This is a genomic window from Alteromonas sp. B31-7, assembly GCF_015767655.1.
Taxonomy (GTDB): Bacteria; Pseudomonadota; Gammaproteobacteria; order Enterobacterales; family Alteromonadaceae; genus Alteromonas; species Alteromonas australica.
In genome coordinates, this window is record NZ_CP065233.1 from 1,241,505 (window position 1) to 1,256,296 (window position 14,792).

13 protein-coding genes are annotated in these 14,792 nt (G+C 42.5%); 7 read left to right on the top strand and 6 right to left on the bottom strand.

The features are described 5' to 3' along the window. Positions 1 to 75: 75 nt before the first annotated feature. From IUA53_RS05190 to IUA53_RS20355, 4 genes are all read right to left on the bottom strand, one after another. Positions 76 to 2,646 carry a serine hydrolase gene (locus IUA53_RS05190; protein ID WP_196898605.1) on the bottom strand — a complete coding sequence of 857 codons (2,571 nt, stop codon included), beginning with the start codon at positions 2,644 to 2,646 and terminating at the stop codon, positions 76 to 78. A 381-nt stretch (positions 2,647 to 3,027) separates the two neighbouring features. Next, positions 3,028 to 4,224, bottom strand: a complete 1,197-nt coding sequence (gene uxuA / locus IUA53_RS05195; RefSeq protein ID WP_196898607.1) for a mannonate dehydratase — start codon at positions 4,222 to 4,224, stop codon at positions 3,028 to 3,030. A 17-nt stretch (positions 4,225 to 4,241) separates the two neighbouring features. Next, complete coding sequence (locus IUA53_RS05200; protein ID WP_196898609.1) at positions 4,242 to 4,562, bottom strand: hypothetical protein; 321 nt, start codon at positions 4,560 to 4,562, stop codon at positions 4,242 to 4,244. Between the two features lie 250 nt (positions 4,563 to 4,812). After that, the gene (locus IUA53_RS20355) at positions 4,813 to 4,974 is read right to left on the bottom strand and encodes a DUF2986 domain-containing protein (protein WP_196899439.1); all 162 of its coding nucleotides are present in this window, start codon (positions 4,972 to 4,974) and stop codon (positions 4,813 to 4,815) included. A gap of 162 nt (positions 4,975 to 5,136) precedes the next feature. Between IUA53_RS20355 and IUA53_RS05210 the strand changes: the two genes are divergently transcribed. Beyond that, positions 5,137 to 5,460 carry a helix-turn-helix transcriptional regulator gene (locus IUA53_RS05210; protein WP_196898611.1) on the top strand — a complete coding sequence of 108 codons (324 nt, stop codon included), beginning with the start codon at positions 5,137 to 5,139 and terminating at the stop codon, positions 5,458 to 5,460. Continuing rightward, positions 5,454 to 6,770, top strand: a complete 1,317-nt coding sequence (locus IUA53_RS05215; RefSeq protein ID WP_196898613.1) for a type II toxin-antitoxin system HipA family toxin — start codon at positions 5,454 to 5,456, stop codon at positions 6,768 to 6,770. The genes IUA53_RS05210 and IUA53_RS05215 overlap by 7 nt, the downstream gene beginning before the upstream one ends. A gap of 411 nt (positions 6,771 to 7,181) precedes the next feature. Here the strand turns inward: IUA53_RS05215 and IUA53_RS05220 are convergent, their stop codons facing one another. Next, positions 7,182 to 7,838, bottom strand: coding sequence for a sensor histidine kinase (locus IUA53_RS05220; protein WP_231401261.1), 657 nt, complete (start codon positions 7,836 to 7,838; stop codon positions 7,182 to 7,184). Between the two features lie 252 nt (positions 7,839 to 8,090). On the opposite strand from IUA53_RS05220, the gene IUA53_RS05225 reads away from it, so the two are divergent. From IUA53_RS05225 to IUA53_RS05235, 3 genes are all read left to right on the top strand, one after another. Next, entirely contained in the window at positions 8,091 to 8,831 is a 741-nt protein-coding gene (locus IUA53_RS05225) for a class II aldolase/adducin family protein (RefSeq protein ID WP_196898615.1), read from the top strand. A gap of 242 nt (positions 8,832 to 9,073) precedes the next feature. After that, positions 9,074 to 9,793, top strand: coding sequence for a diguanylate cyclase (locus tag IUA53_RS05230; protein ID WP_196898617.1), 720 nt, complete (start codon positions 9,074 to 9,076; stop codon positions 9,791 to 9,793). A 187-nt stretch (positions 9,794 to 9,980) separates the two neighbouring features. Further along, on the top strand, positions 9,981 to 10,433 hold the full coding sequence (locus tag IUA53_RS05235; RefSeq protein ID WP_044057756.1) for a DUF3010 family protein: 453 nt from the start codon (positions 9,981 to 9,983) through the stop codon (positions 10,431 to 10,433). Positions 10,434 to 10,546: 113 nt separating this feature from the next. Here IUA53_RS05235 and IUA53_RS05240 read toward each other — a convergent pair whose 3' ends face one another. Next, positions 10,547 to 11,791 (bottom strand): DEAD/DEAH box helicase, encoded by a 1,245-nt coding sequence (locus tag IUA53_RS05240; RefSeq protein ID WP_196898620.1) that lies wholly within the window; start codon positions 11,789 to 11,791, stop codon positions 10,547 to 10,549. 614 nt (positions 11,792 to 12,405) lie between these two features. Here IUA53_RS05240 and IUA53_RS05245 point away from each other — a divergent pair. Further along, a complete protein-coding gene (locus IUA53_RS05245; RefSeq protein WP_196898622.1) occupies positions 12,406 to 13,572 on the top strand; it encodes a hypothetical protein in 1,167 nt (388 codons plus the stop codon). Continuing rightward, a complete protein-coding gene (locus IUA53_RS05250) occupies positions 13,569 to 14,624 on the top strand; it encodes a hypothetical protein (protein WP_196898624.1) in 1,056 nt (351 codons plus the stop codon). The genes IUA53_RS05245 and IUA53_RS05250 overlap by 4 nt, the downstream gene beginning before the upstream one ends. Positions 14,625 to 14,792 lie beyond the last annotated feature (168 nt).

The window sequence follows — 14,792 nt, forward strand, 5'->3', positions numbered from 1 at the left end:
GAAAGTGAATTACCTTATTTACACCGATGCGGTAAAAGGGCATCTCACTTCGGAAACGCTTAGCTTTACCGCTGACTATTCCCTAACACCCCGAATATTCCCATCCATAACAAGCGTCTTAGCCAGCACGCCTTCAGCATCGTCTTCAAAACGAACACTACTACCATTCTTGGCAAAGAATCGCCCGCTTCCCTCATGAAAATATTCTTCATTTTCAACGTAGGGTAAGGCGTTAAGCACAAAGCCATTGCTTGTTTTTTCTAGCACCACATCAACATTAACAGGGGTAGTCACCACATAGGTTCCAATATATTTAGTTAGTTCCTTTTGGCTTATGGGTACTAACTTCTTAACCTCAGCTTCCGAGTAGCCTACATCTAACGCTTCTTTTAAACGTATTTCTAGCTCGCTTATTAACTGCATGCCATTGTTGCCATTAGTCATGATGGCGTAGCCATTGCCGGTATCTAACTCAAGGTATAGCTGCGACATAAATCCAGCATCTGCGCCGCCGTGACCAAAGCCCAGAGTTTTACCGTCTTCATCCATGTTGATAAAAAAGCCAATACCAACATTAGGTGCTTCATTGGTTGGCGTATTGTTGGTTAACATTTCTCGTGCAGTAGCTTGCGATATCCAATCTGTTTTTTGCCCCAAATACGCGCTACGAACGCCGCTTGCCATTTTCAACATGTCTGATGGCGTGCTCCACATGCCTGCTGCTGCAAGCGTAGCGTAAGTATGCGCGCCACCTTCTACTGGTGCACCGTCACCGTCGTATGGCGTAGCCATATTGTTTGATAGGTTTTTCGATATGGGCTGTTCGAAGCCAGAGCGCGTCATGTCTAAAGGTGTAAACAAAAGCCGTTGTGACATAACTGGCAGGGGCTCGTTAGCTACGTCCTGCAAGGTAAGTTGAGCAAGCGTAGTGCCGCCACCTGAATAACGCATTTGCGTACTGGGCTTAATATCAACAACAACGGCGTCGGTATTGGCTGGAAATGCACCTTCTAACACTTGCTGCAAAGTAGGTACTGGCTCACCAGCTGCGTAACCAGGGAAGCCGTGTACGGTGGTGCCAGCCGTGTGGCTTAATAATCTGCGTAATGAAACAACCTCTTGCCCAGCCCATTCGTGTTCAGGCAACTGCCAGCTGGTAAGCAAGTTATTTACGTCGGTATCTAAATCAATAGGGTTATCTTGGCGGTATTTCATCAATACCGCGGCAAATGCGGGTTTAGAAATACTGCCTGCTTGAAACACTGTGTTTTCATCAACAACCAATTCAGTGGTTAAATCTTTAACGCCGCTTTGCATGGTCCAAGCTAATTGCCCGTTTCTCATAAACGCGACAGACACACCGGGCACATCGTAATGCGCTTGTCTTTGCTCTAAAGATTGGTAATCAACCTCTTGCCCTTCAATTCGAATGCGTTCAGCCAGCCCAGTTTTCAAAAGGTTGGCTTCTTTTGATTCTGTACCTTTCGCAATCTTCTTTCGCAAGTTAGCCAGCCGCGTTTTATAAGCACCATTCTCAACATTTTCTTCATAGCTCATTGCTAGCGCTTTCTCTCTCATTTCAAGCGCCATGGCTAATTCGCCGTTAGCTTCATACCCGTCTGCCAGACTGTCGTAAGCATCAGATTTGTTAGGGAAGCGAGTTACATTTTTCTTAAAAATTTCAATGGCGGATTCAAAGTCTTGTTTGTTTAACGCCGCATAACCCGCGTGGTTTACGGCTTTATATTCTGGCTTTGCTTCAAAAGCGTATTTTGCAGAAAGGTCTTTATAGTATTGCTCTACCGCAGGAATGCCTTCCTGTATTATCGCACCTGTTGGGCGTAACGAATTTAGCTGCTTTTGAAGCGCCAAGCTCATACCTGCAAGCGCAGTGGTGTTGTGGCTTTCAGATGTATCCAGTTCGGTATCAAAGGTAAACCCTTTTCGTTCGCTGCTATTTAGTAGTTCAACGTAACTTTCGTATGCGCTTAGCATGTTCCCGTCTTCGTTACCCATATTGATATAAAGGTATTTGTTAAGGTCGTTATCTGACGCAAAGAACGCTTTTGCCTCTGGAAATATCACTTCTTCGTGCCACCACAAACTTGGGCTAAATGCGAAGTAAGCTTGAAACAGTTCAGGCCGCTCTTGCAGTGCGTATAAGGTAAAAAGGGCGCTTAATGAATGCCCGGAAATAATCCCGTAGTTATTGGTGCGATAGTTTGCCTCTACGTAAGGCTTCAGTTCTTTTTCTAGAAAGTCTAAAAAGTTGTCGGCACCACCAGATATTCCCCACTGGTTGTAGCTTTCATCATAGGTAGGTGTGAAATCTCGCGTGCGCTCTGTGTTGGTAATACCAATAACTATCATTTCTTGCGCCATTCCAGACTGATTGAGCAGATCAAGCGTGCCTACGGTATGGGCAAAATTTCTCTGTCCATCTAGCAAATATAAAACTGGGTAGGTGGTGTTTTTATAGCGGGAATAGTTATTAGGTAAGTGAATAAGTAGTTCTCGCGACTCATTCAAAACTTCTGACGTGATTGTTGTAACTACGGCTTCGCCACGCACTTTGGCGTTTACGTGAAAGCTAAGGCTGAGGGTAATTACAGCGCCGATAAAAACGCAGGCAAGTTTTTGATACATTTGAAATTCCCTTTTTCGCTATCAGGCACGAGATTTTTATAGTTTGTTTATCCTACGCTGTCATAGCCGCTCTTACTTGTCAAAAAATAGCCAAATATTAGCCAGCTAAAAAGAAAAAATATTGTCCTCTTATCATATGCGCGACTGACGTCTCTGGCGACGTTCACGGTCATTTTACTCGTTTTGTATTTTTACATGACCCACAAATAGAATAGTGGGCCAAGTGAAAATTAGCTGTACTGGCTTAAGGAGCCTGTAACACTTCCCGTACCTACCGTAAAACCGAACAGAAATATCCTTGTCAACAGTTTTTTAATTATTTTTGATAATGCTGTTATACCACTTGTACCGCCCCATACCGCTAATTACATGTGCAAAAAACTATCTCCGCGCAGCAAGGGCTCTTATTACACCGCGAATTTCAGCCAAGCCTTTGAGGCGACCTATACCCGAGTAACCAGGGTTCACAGTTTTTCCAATGTCGTCCATCATTTGATGCCCGTGATCGGGGCGTATGAAAATATCTTGTGACATACCTTTTTCAGCACGACGCTGCTCTTCTTTAAGAAGCGCATCAATTACCGCCACCATATCTACGTCACTATCTAAGTGGCTTGCTTCATAAAAGCTACGCTGTTCTTTAGGGTCTCGTGTTACCCCCCTTAAGTGAGAGAAATGTATACGCTCTCCGAATTGCTGAGCCATTTCAGGAAGGTTGTTGTCTGGCCTACTGCTATAGGTTCCAACGCACAAGGTCATTCCGTTTGACGGGCTTGGTTGGGCATCAAATAAAATATTTAAATCATCTGCCGTGCACACAATACGAGGTAGACCTAGCATGTCACGCGGCGGATCGTCAGGATGAATAGCGAGCTTGATACCCGCAGCTTCTGCTCTGGGAAGTACTTTTTCTAAAAAGGAAAATAGGTTCTTGCGCAGTTGGTTGGCATCGATATCTTTATAATTTGCCAGCATGGCGCGGAAATCTTCAATGCCGTAGCTATCTGTCATACGACCTGGCAAACCCGCAATGATGTTATTCGTCAGGGTTGAGCGTTCTGCTTCGGTCATCTCTTCGAACACCCGCTTTGCTTCAACTAACTCTTCTTTGCTGTACTCATTTTCAGCGTTTTCGCGCTGCAGAATGAACAAATCGAATGCAGCAAACTTGGGTTGGTCAAAGCGCAATGCATAAGCCCCACTTGACAGGCGATAATTTAAGTCAGTGCGTGTCCAATCAATTACCGGCATGAAGTTATAGCAAATGGTCTTAATGCCACATTTGGCTAAATTTTCCATGCTCACTATCCAGTTTTCGACATACTTTTCGTGCCCAGGCCTCGCAAGTTTAATGTCTTCATGCACGGGAATACTTTCCACTACCGTCCATTTAAGTGGGCTTTCATGGGGTTCACAGGTTTCGATAAGCGCTTTATACGCTTTTATATCTTCTACTTGCCAAACTTCGCCGGTAGGAACACTGTGCAAAGCACTTACTATATCTGTGGCGCCAGTTTGTCTGATTTCGCTAATTGTTACCGGGTCATTAGGACCGAACCATCTCCAAGATTCACGCATACTTTATTTACTACCATTTAAAGACAAAAATCGGACTGGGGGTTGCTGATTACGCCCGCTTTCACCGCATGCTGATCAAAGCAAACCCACGCTACTGCCTCTTTATTGTGGTGTTGCAATACTAGCTCTACACCTTGTTTTAAAATCTCTCCGCCTCCTTGCATATTGTCGCAACATAACACTGTAAAGGGCTGCCTATTCTGTTCTGCACGATTAACACAGTTAGCAGCAATGAAACCATAAATGGCTTTGGGTGAAGATAAAGACGTTAGATCTGCTGCGATATCGGGATGTGATTTATCTACTTCACCTATTTCGGATAAGGTAAGCTGCTTCATGTTCTGCCTTTCGGTTACAGTCACCCTGAAATACAAGCAACATACCGAGTGTACTTACCAATTCAGAATTAAACAAATTTAAAACTTTGTAGTTACGAAACAGTATTAATAAATAACATTTTAACAACAAGGAAACTAATACATAAGTATAAAATTAGGTGAGATATTGGAATGACCGATTATAAGTTTAGTGTATGTGACAGAATATGTGATAGTGCCTCTTGATGGTGAGGCAGCGTATTGGGGGGATTTATTCGCTGACTGGTTTTGTGCTTTTTTCGTTCACAGGCGGTTTACTCTGGGCTTGTTCTACTAGCTTTGCACGTTCTGCTTTAGGGACATAAGCTGGCTTACTGCTTTTATGAAGTTTAACTTTCTCATCTTTTTCTGTTATGAATAACGCTTCCTTAATATCGTATAAAGCACCAAAATGGTTACTCTAATAGGTAAAAATGCACTTTATGTAACCAAAATAGCACTCTAAATGCCAACTTGACAGAGTTTCTTTAAAGTCCTAAATTAAGAACATTAAGTGCGTATACCTCTAATAATGTAACTAAGTTGGGACTTTATAGTGAAAAGCGTGACAGCTACAGCATTAGCAGAAGAGATCGGTGATAGATTGAAGCAAGCTCGGCTAAATCGAGACCTAACACAGTCTGAAGTTGCGGAGCTTGCTGGCATTGCTCGCAAAACGGTTTTAAATGCAGAAAAGGGAAAAGTTCAGCTCAACATCATGATTGCTATATTAATGGCATTAGACCTCACGGAGCAGATTGATCTATTCCTCCCTAAACAGGAAATTTCTCCCTTACAGCTGGCCAAACTGCAAGGAAAGAAAAGGCAGAGAGCCTCTGGCCAGCGCAGTAACAAAGATAAGGAAACACCAGAATGGTAATGGAAGTTATTACAATAACATACCAAGACGATGTTGTTGGTGCAGTGAGTTTTGACACTGAAAAGGGACTTGGGTCATTTGAATATGATCCAGGCTTCATAAAAAAAGGCATCGAGCTGTCACCTATCAAAATGCCATTATCGAATCGCATTTATAGCTTTCCCGAACTGGATTTCAACACCTTTAAAGGCCTACCGGGTTTAATAGCTGACTCCTTACCTGATGATTTTGGTAACGCAGTTCTCAACGCATGGGTTGCAGGTCAAGGTCGATCACCTAGTGACATTACCCCACTGCAACGCCTTCAATATACGGGAAAGCGAGGCATGGGAGCGCTTGAGTATGCGCCAGCTACAAAGTTACGAAGTTTAAATGCTTCACAGCAAGTAGAAATCCAATCCCTCGTTTCAATTGCACAAGAAATCTTAGATTTACGAGGTAATTTTGAAGTAGAACTCAAACAAAGTGGTCAAGACGATAGGGAGGCAATGATGTCTTTATTATCTGTTGGCATGAGTGCGGGAGGAGCACGACCGAAAGCCGTATTAGCATTTAATGGAGATTTTACTCAAGTTCGCTCCGGCCAAGCCAAAGTGCCAAGTGGTTTTACTCATTATTTGATGAAATTTGACGGCGTTAGTGAACACAACAAAAATCAAGAAACCTTCGGTGACCCATTAGGCTATGGTGCAATGGAGTTTGTCTATCATTTAATGGCTAACAAATGCGGTGTCGATATGATGCCATGCCGCTTACTTCATGAAGGCAATCGACGCCATTTTATTACACAACGGTTTGATCGAAATAAAAACAACAAGGTACACGTACAAACATTAAACGGGCTTGCTCACGTCGATTACAAAAAACCAGGGGCATTTTCTTACGAAGAGTTATTCGGTATTGCCAGACAATTGAAGCTTTCTGCTGTTGAAGCTGAGCAGCTATTTAAGCGTATGACGTTTAATATCATTGCTCGAAATCATGACGACCACTCAAAGAACTTTGCCTTTATGTTAAAAAAAGACAAATGGTCTCTCGCACCCGCTTATGATTTAGCATATAGCTATAAACCAGGCAGTAAATGGGTGAATAGCCACTGGATGAGCTTAAATGGTAAAAGAGATAGATTTACACGAAGTGATTTCTATCGTTTAGAGAAACTTAGCCCTATTTTTAGCAAGAAAAAGATCGACGATATTATTGATGCAACCATTGAGCACATATCAACTTGGCGTCAGCTTGCTGAGGAATGGGATGTACCAAAAACTCTGATAGACGAGATACAGGAAAACTTGCGGCTCGATATTTAGTACGTTCAGAGTTCGATACTCATTTCCGCTATTCGCTCATTTGAGTCCTAAACAGCCACTGCAGAGGCTATTAAGTATGTTTTCAACTCTAGTTACTACTACTCGTGATACTGGCCAATTAGCAATTCTTATCTATAGGTTTTGGTGTTATATCATTTATAGGTTTTAATGCCGCTTTTTAGCCGTTAACCCTTATTTTAATGTCATCGAATTTGATGATTTTTAAAAAGAAGCTGGTTTTAATTAGTTCTGCGTTTACGGTCGAGTTTAAACTCGACCTCATTAAAGGGTTTCAGCGATGAAAAGAATAAGAGATCCAATAACTGGACGGGAACATTAGCCGTCATCTGGCGAAGTGAATTACCTTATTAATACTGTTCTGGTAAAAAAGCATTGGCTGTTTTTTCTAGCTCACCAACACAACCTAGCAACGACTAGATTTTCAGACGTGCTTAGTGAAAACGCCCAGTTATTTTTCTCACACAAACGCTGCACAATGCCTAAACCAAGGCCGTTGTTTGTTGTACTGAATTCATTAGCCAACGTTATCTGCTGACTAACATGCTTATTTGTGTGATTACTAACAATGAGTTCGTTGTGTTTTATTATTACGCTGACTGAGCCCTGGTTATCTAAGGTGTGTTCGAACGCGTTACGTACAAGGTTTGTAACGGCGATAGAAAAAGCCTGTGGATGCCCGAAAATGCTGGGGTTGGCCGCTTCGTCTAGTTCAATATCAACTGACTTTCCTCGCAAAAGGTAGCGCTGCTGATCAATGGCTTTATACACTAAGGGCGCAATGCTAAACTGTTCGCTGTACAAGCCATGGTCGGTCTCGCGGGCTAAACACAAAAACATTTCAATCATGTTTTTCATGTCTAGCGTGGCACGCCGCATTCTATCTAGCGCCTTTTTGTCACCATTATCTAAGTCACTTTGTTCAAGTATTTCAAGCGCACCTGAAATTACCGTCACTGGGGTGCGTAATTCGTGGCTGGCTGCATTGGTGAAATTGCGTTCGCGTTCAACAAAGTCGCTCACTCTTTCGAGGGTCTTTTCAATTGTCATCGCTAACAGGCCTACTTCGTCGTCTACGAATCGGCTCGACCTAATGCGTTTATGATCGTCAGCAGTTAAATGTTAGAATAATGGGGTCAGAGTACTTTTTTCAGCCGCACTTACCTTGTTTTTATTCGTTTGTTTGAAAAATACGTCTCGTTTAAATGCTCTACATAACATTCTTCGTATTTTCATCAGTCATTGCATGTGGTCTCATAAACGCGTGTACTGACCAACTTCTCAAAGTTTAGGGGCCCTTAGATGGCAGATATCGATGCTGAACAAGAATTACGAAAAGACCTAGCTGCCGCTTATAGGCTGATGGATTTAGAAGGCTGGAGCGATATGATTTTTACACATATTTCCGCTCGTATGCCCGATGAAGCAAACCGTTTTTTGCTCAACAGTTACGGTTTATTGCCAGAGGAAGTTTGTGCGTCGAATTTGGTCATGGTGGATGTACAGGGCGAAAACGCCGATAGCAGTCCTGCTTCTGTTAATCCAGCGGGCTTTACTATTCACAGCGCATTGCATATGGCCCGGCACGACGCCCACTGTGTAATGCACACACATACTATGGCGGGTATGGCGGTATCGGGGCTGGCCGAAGGCCTACTGCCGCTTAATCAAACCAGTATGGAGTTCTTTAATCGTGTGGCCTATTACGACTATCAGGGCATTCCTTTGGAATGCGATGAACGCGAAGCAATCGTGGCCGCTATGGGCGACAAAAACAGCATGATTCTACGCAACCATGGGTTATTAACCGTTGGCCGTACTGTTGCCGAGGCCTTCTATCGAATGTATTACCTCAATAAAGCCTGCGAAATTCAGGTGGAAATGATGCAAACAGGCGGGAAACTACTTATCCCCGCTGATCATATTTGTGAGCATGTTGCCCAACAGGCTTCCAACCCGCGCTATATGGCCCAAAGTGTTGATCTTATCTGGCAGGCAATGTTGCGTAAATTAGATAGAATCGACCCTGCTTACCGTTCGTAACCTGTTTGGACCTACCATTAAGCGAGCACTTGCTTATCAAGCAGGGTAGTCCAACTACTATCGAGTTAGGCGCATAGTTTATTTTCGCTTTAAAGCGCCGCTTCTTACAATCTCACTACGCAAAGGTTAAAAAATTTTAATGAAGTGCTAATCTGTTTTGGTCTGTTGCCCGTTTATAACCTCATATTCCTTCGCTCACGTTATGTGATGTAAGCCATGTTTATGAGGAGAGGCTGGTTTCTATGGACGACCCTACACTCATTATCCTGATGTATTTCATCATACCCATCTGGTTTCTGGCGGGCATTGTTGACTGGTATTGTCATAAGCGAAGCAATATTTCCGGCACTAGCGGTGCAAAAGAATCCCTTATCCATTTACTTATGTTCGCCGAAGTGGGCATTCCGCTTTTTATGGTACTGGTTTTTGAAGTCAACAGCTTAATTATCGCTATCAGTATTCTGTTCTTTTTTGTGCATGAGGCTACGGCAATGTGGGATGTATCCTATGCTGTAACCAAGCGCCATGTTGGGCCAATCGAACAGCATGTTCATAGTTTTTTAGAAATGATCCCGCTGCTTGCCTTAGTACTGGTGGTGGGGCGACATTGGGAACATTTCATTGCACTTTTTGGTGTTGGCAATATGTCTCCCGACTTCGCGTTAGAACTGAAAGAGGACCCTTTACCCACATGGTATTTAGTTACCGTATTATTGATAGCACTCGCTTTGGAGTTTGTTCCCTATCTGGAGGAATTAATGCGTGGTTTAAAAGATAAGAATCAAAAAAGTAGGAGCGAGCCCGGTGACATACGCACCAAAAACATCAGCCCTGTTTCACATGAGCAAGCCGAAGCGGCTAGCCCCTATGATACATCCGTGGCAGGGGAAGAAGACCCCGGTGTGGCATTAGAAGAATTGGTAGAGGATAGAAAGGTGGACCCGATTCACCCGAAGCGCTAAATTGCTTTTATCGTAGGATAAACTCTAGCATACCCCGCAAAAATTAATGGGGTCAGAGTACATTTCATTTTTTCAAAATGTACTCTGACCCCATTTTTTCCAATGACTAAGTAAAGAAAAATGCCTATTAATAAGTATCATCAGCGAAACAGGTTATAATGGATGATAAATGTAAATAGGAATGAATATGAAAGTTTGTGGTGTAGATTTAAAAGGTAACGAAGCCGTTGTGAGTTTGTTATCGCTTGTTGACGGTATGTTCCACCTTCCCGACTGCCGTGTACGCCGATTAACACTAGCCGATACCAGTGCCAAAGGGCTAAAAAGCTTTCAAAGTACTTTTGCTAAACTCGTAGCCGACTATAAAATTGATGCGGTAATAATCCGCCAGCGTCAAAGCAAAGGTAAGTTTGCGGGCAGTGCCATTGGTTTCAAACTAGAGGCGGCTATTGAATTAATTGAAGGGTTAAACGTTGTTGTTATGAGCCCAACAGATATTAAAGAGTCGTTACGCAGAAACCCAATCGCTGTACCCTTTTCAGAGACAGGCTTAAAGCAATTTCAAGAGACTGCTTTTACCAGTGCATACGCGTGGCTTATGAAAAATGAGTATGCTTCGCAAGATTCAGGTGAGCTCTAAAAGCTGAATGCTAGTAGCTTAGTTTTAATCGCGGTGTAAATGAAATAAATGGGGTCAGAGTACATTCGCCTATTTCAAAAAGTACTCTGACCCCATTGTTTAAGCGTATATTATTAGCGGCGTTTTCTACGTCCTTTCGATTTGCCTTTGCGCTTTGTTTTATCGTCGGCTTCGAAATTTCCGTATAAGTCATCTTCCTTTTCAACAACGGGCGGCTTTGGCATCGGCTTTGGCGTAAAGCCAGCAATAAACGTCTTCTTAAATTGTCGACCAAGAAAGCGTTCTATAGCCCTCAATTGTTTCGCTTCATCATCGCTAAATAGTGAGATAGCTAACCCCTTAGAAGACGCGCGGCCTGTACGACCTATTCTGTGAATATAGTCTTCGGGTACATAGGGTAGGTCGATATTAATAACACATGGTAATTGTTGAATGTCGATGCCTCTGGCGGCTAAGTCTGTGCCAATCAACACTTTTATACTGCCACTTCTAAAGCCATTCAATGCCAATGTACGCGCATGTTGCGTTCTATTGGCGTGAATAGATTCTGCAGTAATCCCTATTGCTTCAAGATCATTTCTTAATGTATCTGCACCGCGTTTGGTACGTGTGAATACCAATATTTGAGACCAATCATGGTTTTCAAGCAGGTGAATCAGTAGTTCGTGTTTTCGCTCCTTGTCCACCGGGTGCAAAATTTGTGTGATGTTGTCGATGTGATCCTGCGCTGTGGCTAATTCAATTGTCATGGGGTTGCGTAGCATCGCGGTGGTGAGTGCTTTTATTTCTTTTGAAAAAGTAGCCGAAAATAGCAGCGTCTGACGTTTTTCTGGTAACAGACTTTGTATGTGATGAATATGGTCGATGAAACCCAAGTCCAACATGCGATCGGCTTCGTCTAGTACGAGTATTTCGAGATTCTCGAAGTTAATTGCACCTTGCTCATATAAATCGACCAAGCGCCCAGGTGTTGCAATGAGGATGTCGACACCTTTTTCCAACGCAATCTTTTGGGGCTCGATACGTACACCACCAAATACGGCCGTTGAGCGAACATTCAGGTTTTGACTGTATTTATCAACGTTATCGGCAACCTGCGCTGCAAGCTCCCGAGTTGGAACAATAATTAGCGCCCTTATACCGTGAGCTTGCGGTCTTTGCGTGGTAGCCAATAAATGCAAAATAGGTAAGGAAAAGCTGGCCGTTTTTCCGGTGCCTGTTTGCGCAATCGCAATGACATCTCGCTGGCTTAATATGGCTGGAATAGCTTCCTTTTGAATAGGGGTAGCGGTGGTATAGCCTTTTTCAGCAACAGTGTTCAAAAGTTCGGCACATAGGCCTAAAGCGCTAAATGACATAAGAGGAAAGCCCACGACACATTAAAATTGGCGTCATAATACGTGTTGTTGGAAATTTTTGTGTCACTATTTTATCCCTAGCCTAACTATTCACCACAAGCTTTCTAAAAATACATCTCACTTAAGCATTCGGCTGAAGTTCTAAAAAGAAATGGGGTCAGAGTACATTACGATTTTGCAAAAAGTACTCTGACCCCATTTTTACGCTCCAGCATTGGAAATTTAAACTATTTTGAAAAGTTGGTGAGAGAAACTGCTTCATTCTTTCACAACCAATATCGAGACGGGTAAACAAACCAATACTTTCAAGGCTTGAGATTAAAGTGCGATGGTTTTTAGATTAAGTGAAGCTGAAGTTAGTTCATGTGAGCATTATTGCGGCTATATCAATGATGCAATGACCAGCACTGGAGCACTACTCGCACAAGTTAGAATGGATTGGGTTTATGGTTCTGAGGCTATAGGATACTAGCTGTATGGCTTTCTAGAAGTGAAAAGCCTTACTGTAGTCCGAAGCACGTAAATCAAACTAGGGACCGAGTACAATTATGTTAAACGGTGCTGTCCCCCTTTTGTTATTTAATTTATAAGTAAACAACAATATATGGGAAAGGATGATGAAAACTACTTTTAATAATAAATTGTTAGCCACCTTAATGTTCTCTACTGCGATTATTTCATGCAGTGCAACGGGAAAACGACAAGATTTAACCGTTGTAGAAACGAGAACTTATATTAGCAATCAGTGTTTGGTTACTTCCAATAATAGCGCTATGGATAAGGGAATAGGCGCCGTTGTTGCTAGCACACTCATACCAGTAGCGGTTAATTGGTTTATCGATCAAATTACTGAATCTCTAACCAAAGTGAAGAAAGTACAAAAGGTAAGCACTACTGAATTTTACTTATACACCTATGACAAAGAGGATAAATATCCAAAATGGAATAGTGACTTTAAGTGTATTACTAGTATCACAGGCGTTTTTGAAGACGAAGCGTTGGAAAGCGGTTTACTTGATGAATTAGACAATACCTCGTCGCAAGTTACTCTTGCCAATTTAGACACGCGTGACAACGAAGTTCATCAAAGGCTGAAGGATAATGAGATCTTTGTTAGTGAGGTTTACTCTATTTTTGAGAGTAAATTAGAGTTCTCCAAAGATGCGTCTGCATTTAAGTTTGTTAGTCAGTATCTTGATATTAAGAATCTACTTACCAACAAAAACTCAACAGAATTGGTTTACAGTTATGAACTCGTTGGCCCTGGTTCGACTCCAGATTCAGTTGTATTGGCGTCTGCGGCGTTTAATTTTGGTACGGTAAAACCAGGCTTATTCTACGCTCCCTTAAAATTTAAAAAGGGCAAAGAGTCCGGGTGGATTCGGACAGTGGGGATGTCAAAAGAGTCGCTATTATCTTTTATTAGCCAGCATCACTTAAACGCAGAGAATAAAATAACGCACTACTCTCCCATTAAATTGAAAGCTTCCAATATACAAACAAATAAACCTAGTGATGGAGCAAAGTTAGTGGCCGCAATACTGGGTGAAGCCAAAGAGACACTGTCAACAGCGGCGGTGGCGAAGCTTGTTCCGGAAGATAAAGATGAGGTAGCAAAGAAGCTTCTCGATGCTCAGATTGCTTATCAAACAACGAAAGTTGCCATCGTCGATGCGTCTGGCGAATCTGAAGACCACCAGCGCTTAGCTGAGCTCCAAGCTAGGAAGGCCTGCGAAGCATTGAAGGAGTTGGATCCTACTACTTTGTGTAGCCACCAATGAGTAGGTGGAACGCGTTACCGTATCTTTCATTTATTTGCTTATCTTCAATTTGCCTAAGCCAAACTAACGAAGATTTGATAATTGAAAAGCCTTTTCAATTGAGTATTTCAAATTACCAATCGTTGGAAGCGCTGTGGGCGAAAGATGTTGATGATGCAAACAACTATAAATACGTGTTAGATGTGGCTGCAAAGTGGGCGCTGTCTGATGTACCTTTGACCGTTTGCTTTTTGGATGGCGACAAGGGCGATCGAGTTCGAGTTAAAAAGGCAGCAGAGCAATGGTCAAAGGCAATCAAAGAGGACTTGTTTGATTTCGGGCCGCGACGCAAACCACAGGATTGCAAGGGTGAGTATCCTGGTGAAAATATAAGGATCTCCTTTAGGGGGAGTTCTCTTTCAACCTATCGAGGTCAACTAGGTATACGGAAAGTTGCAGCGCACAATCCAACAATGATACTTGGTGGATTTTCAAAGTCGAAGCCTTCCGGCGATGGCGTTTTTACGCATTGGGTGCTACATGAATTTGGACATGCTTTAGGGTTAGTCCATGAGCACCAAGGGGAACATAGTGCTTGTGAGCAAGAATATGATTTAGAGAAAATTTACGAGAAACTTGAATCTCCGCCTTTTCATTGGAGCAGAGATGAAGCAATTGCCAACATTAAAACGATGTATTTAGACGACGTACAAACATCGCCGTTTGATGAAAATTCGATTATGTTGTACCCGTTCCCTACGGAGTATTATAAGCAAGGAAAGAAGAGTCACTGTTACGCAGAAGTGCACGCTACTTTATCTGAAAAGGATAAGCTATTTGCGAATTCGTTTTATTCTTCCATTGCCAGTACCAAACAAAAAAATATGATGTTACGAAGTTTATACCCCGAACAAGTGACCGTTGCTATTAAAGGGCGTATGGGAGAGCAGGCTCTTCTGACACAGGATGTTAAATTGTCGAGAGAGGCAGCAATAGAGGTACTCAAACTTAAAATCCAGTCAGAGAATATCTCTGATGACGAGAAAGAGTCTTTGCTGGTCTTACTTGAGTAAAAACAAAGAAATGGGGTCAGAGTACATTACGGTTTTGCAAAAAGTACTCTGACCCCATTTTTACGCTCTATTCCATTAAAACAGTTGGTTTCTGCAGTTTCTCTATTTTTCAATGTATTGAAGACTTCGTTAGCGATTTTTGACTTGCTTCCATTTGCAAAGTGTTGA

Coding starts and splice junctions, on each gene's coding strand:
- IUA53_RS05190 (WP_196898605.1), bottom strand. CDS start 2,646: ATGTATCAAAAACTTGCCTGCGTTTTTATCGGCGCTGTAATTACCCTC.
- uxuA (WP_196898607.1), bottom strand. CDS start 4,224: ATGCGTGAATCTTGGAGATGGTTCGGTCCTAATGACCCGGTAACAATT.
- IUA53_RS05200 (WP_196898609.1), bottom strand. CDS start 4,562: ATGAAGCAGCTTACCTTATCCGAAATAGGTGAAGTAGATAAATCACAT.
- IUA53_RS05215 (WP_196898613.1), top strand. CDS start 5,454: ATGGTAATGGAAGTTATTACAATAACATACCAAGACGATGTTGTTGGT.
- IUA53_RS05220 (WP_231401261.1), bottom strand. CDS start 7,838: ATGACAATTGAAAAGACCCTCGAAAGAGTGAGCGACTTTGTTGAACGC.
- IUA53_RS05225 (WP_196898615.1), top strand. CDS start 8,091: ATGGCAGATATCGATGCTGAACAAGAATTACGAAAAGACCTAGCTGCC.
- IUA53_RS05230 (WP_196898617.1), top strand. CDS start 9,074: ATGGACGACCCTACACTCATTATCCTGATGTATTTCATCATACCCATC.
- IUA53_RS05235 (WP_044057756.1), top strand. CDS start 9,981: ATGAAAGTTTGTGGTGTAGATTTAAAAGGTAACGAAGCCGTTGTGAGT.
- IUA53_RS05240 (WP_196898620.1), bottom strand. CDS start 11,791: ATGTCATTTAGCGCTTTAGGCCTATGTGCCGAACTTTTGAACACTGTT.
- IUA53_RS05245 (WP_196898622.1), top strand. CDS start 12,406: ATGATGAAAACTACTTTTAATAATAAATTGTTAGCCACCTTAATGTTC.
- IUA53_RS05250 (WP_196898624.1), top strand. CDS start 13,569: ATGAGTAGGTGGAACGCGTTACCGTATCTTTCATTTATTTGCTTATCT.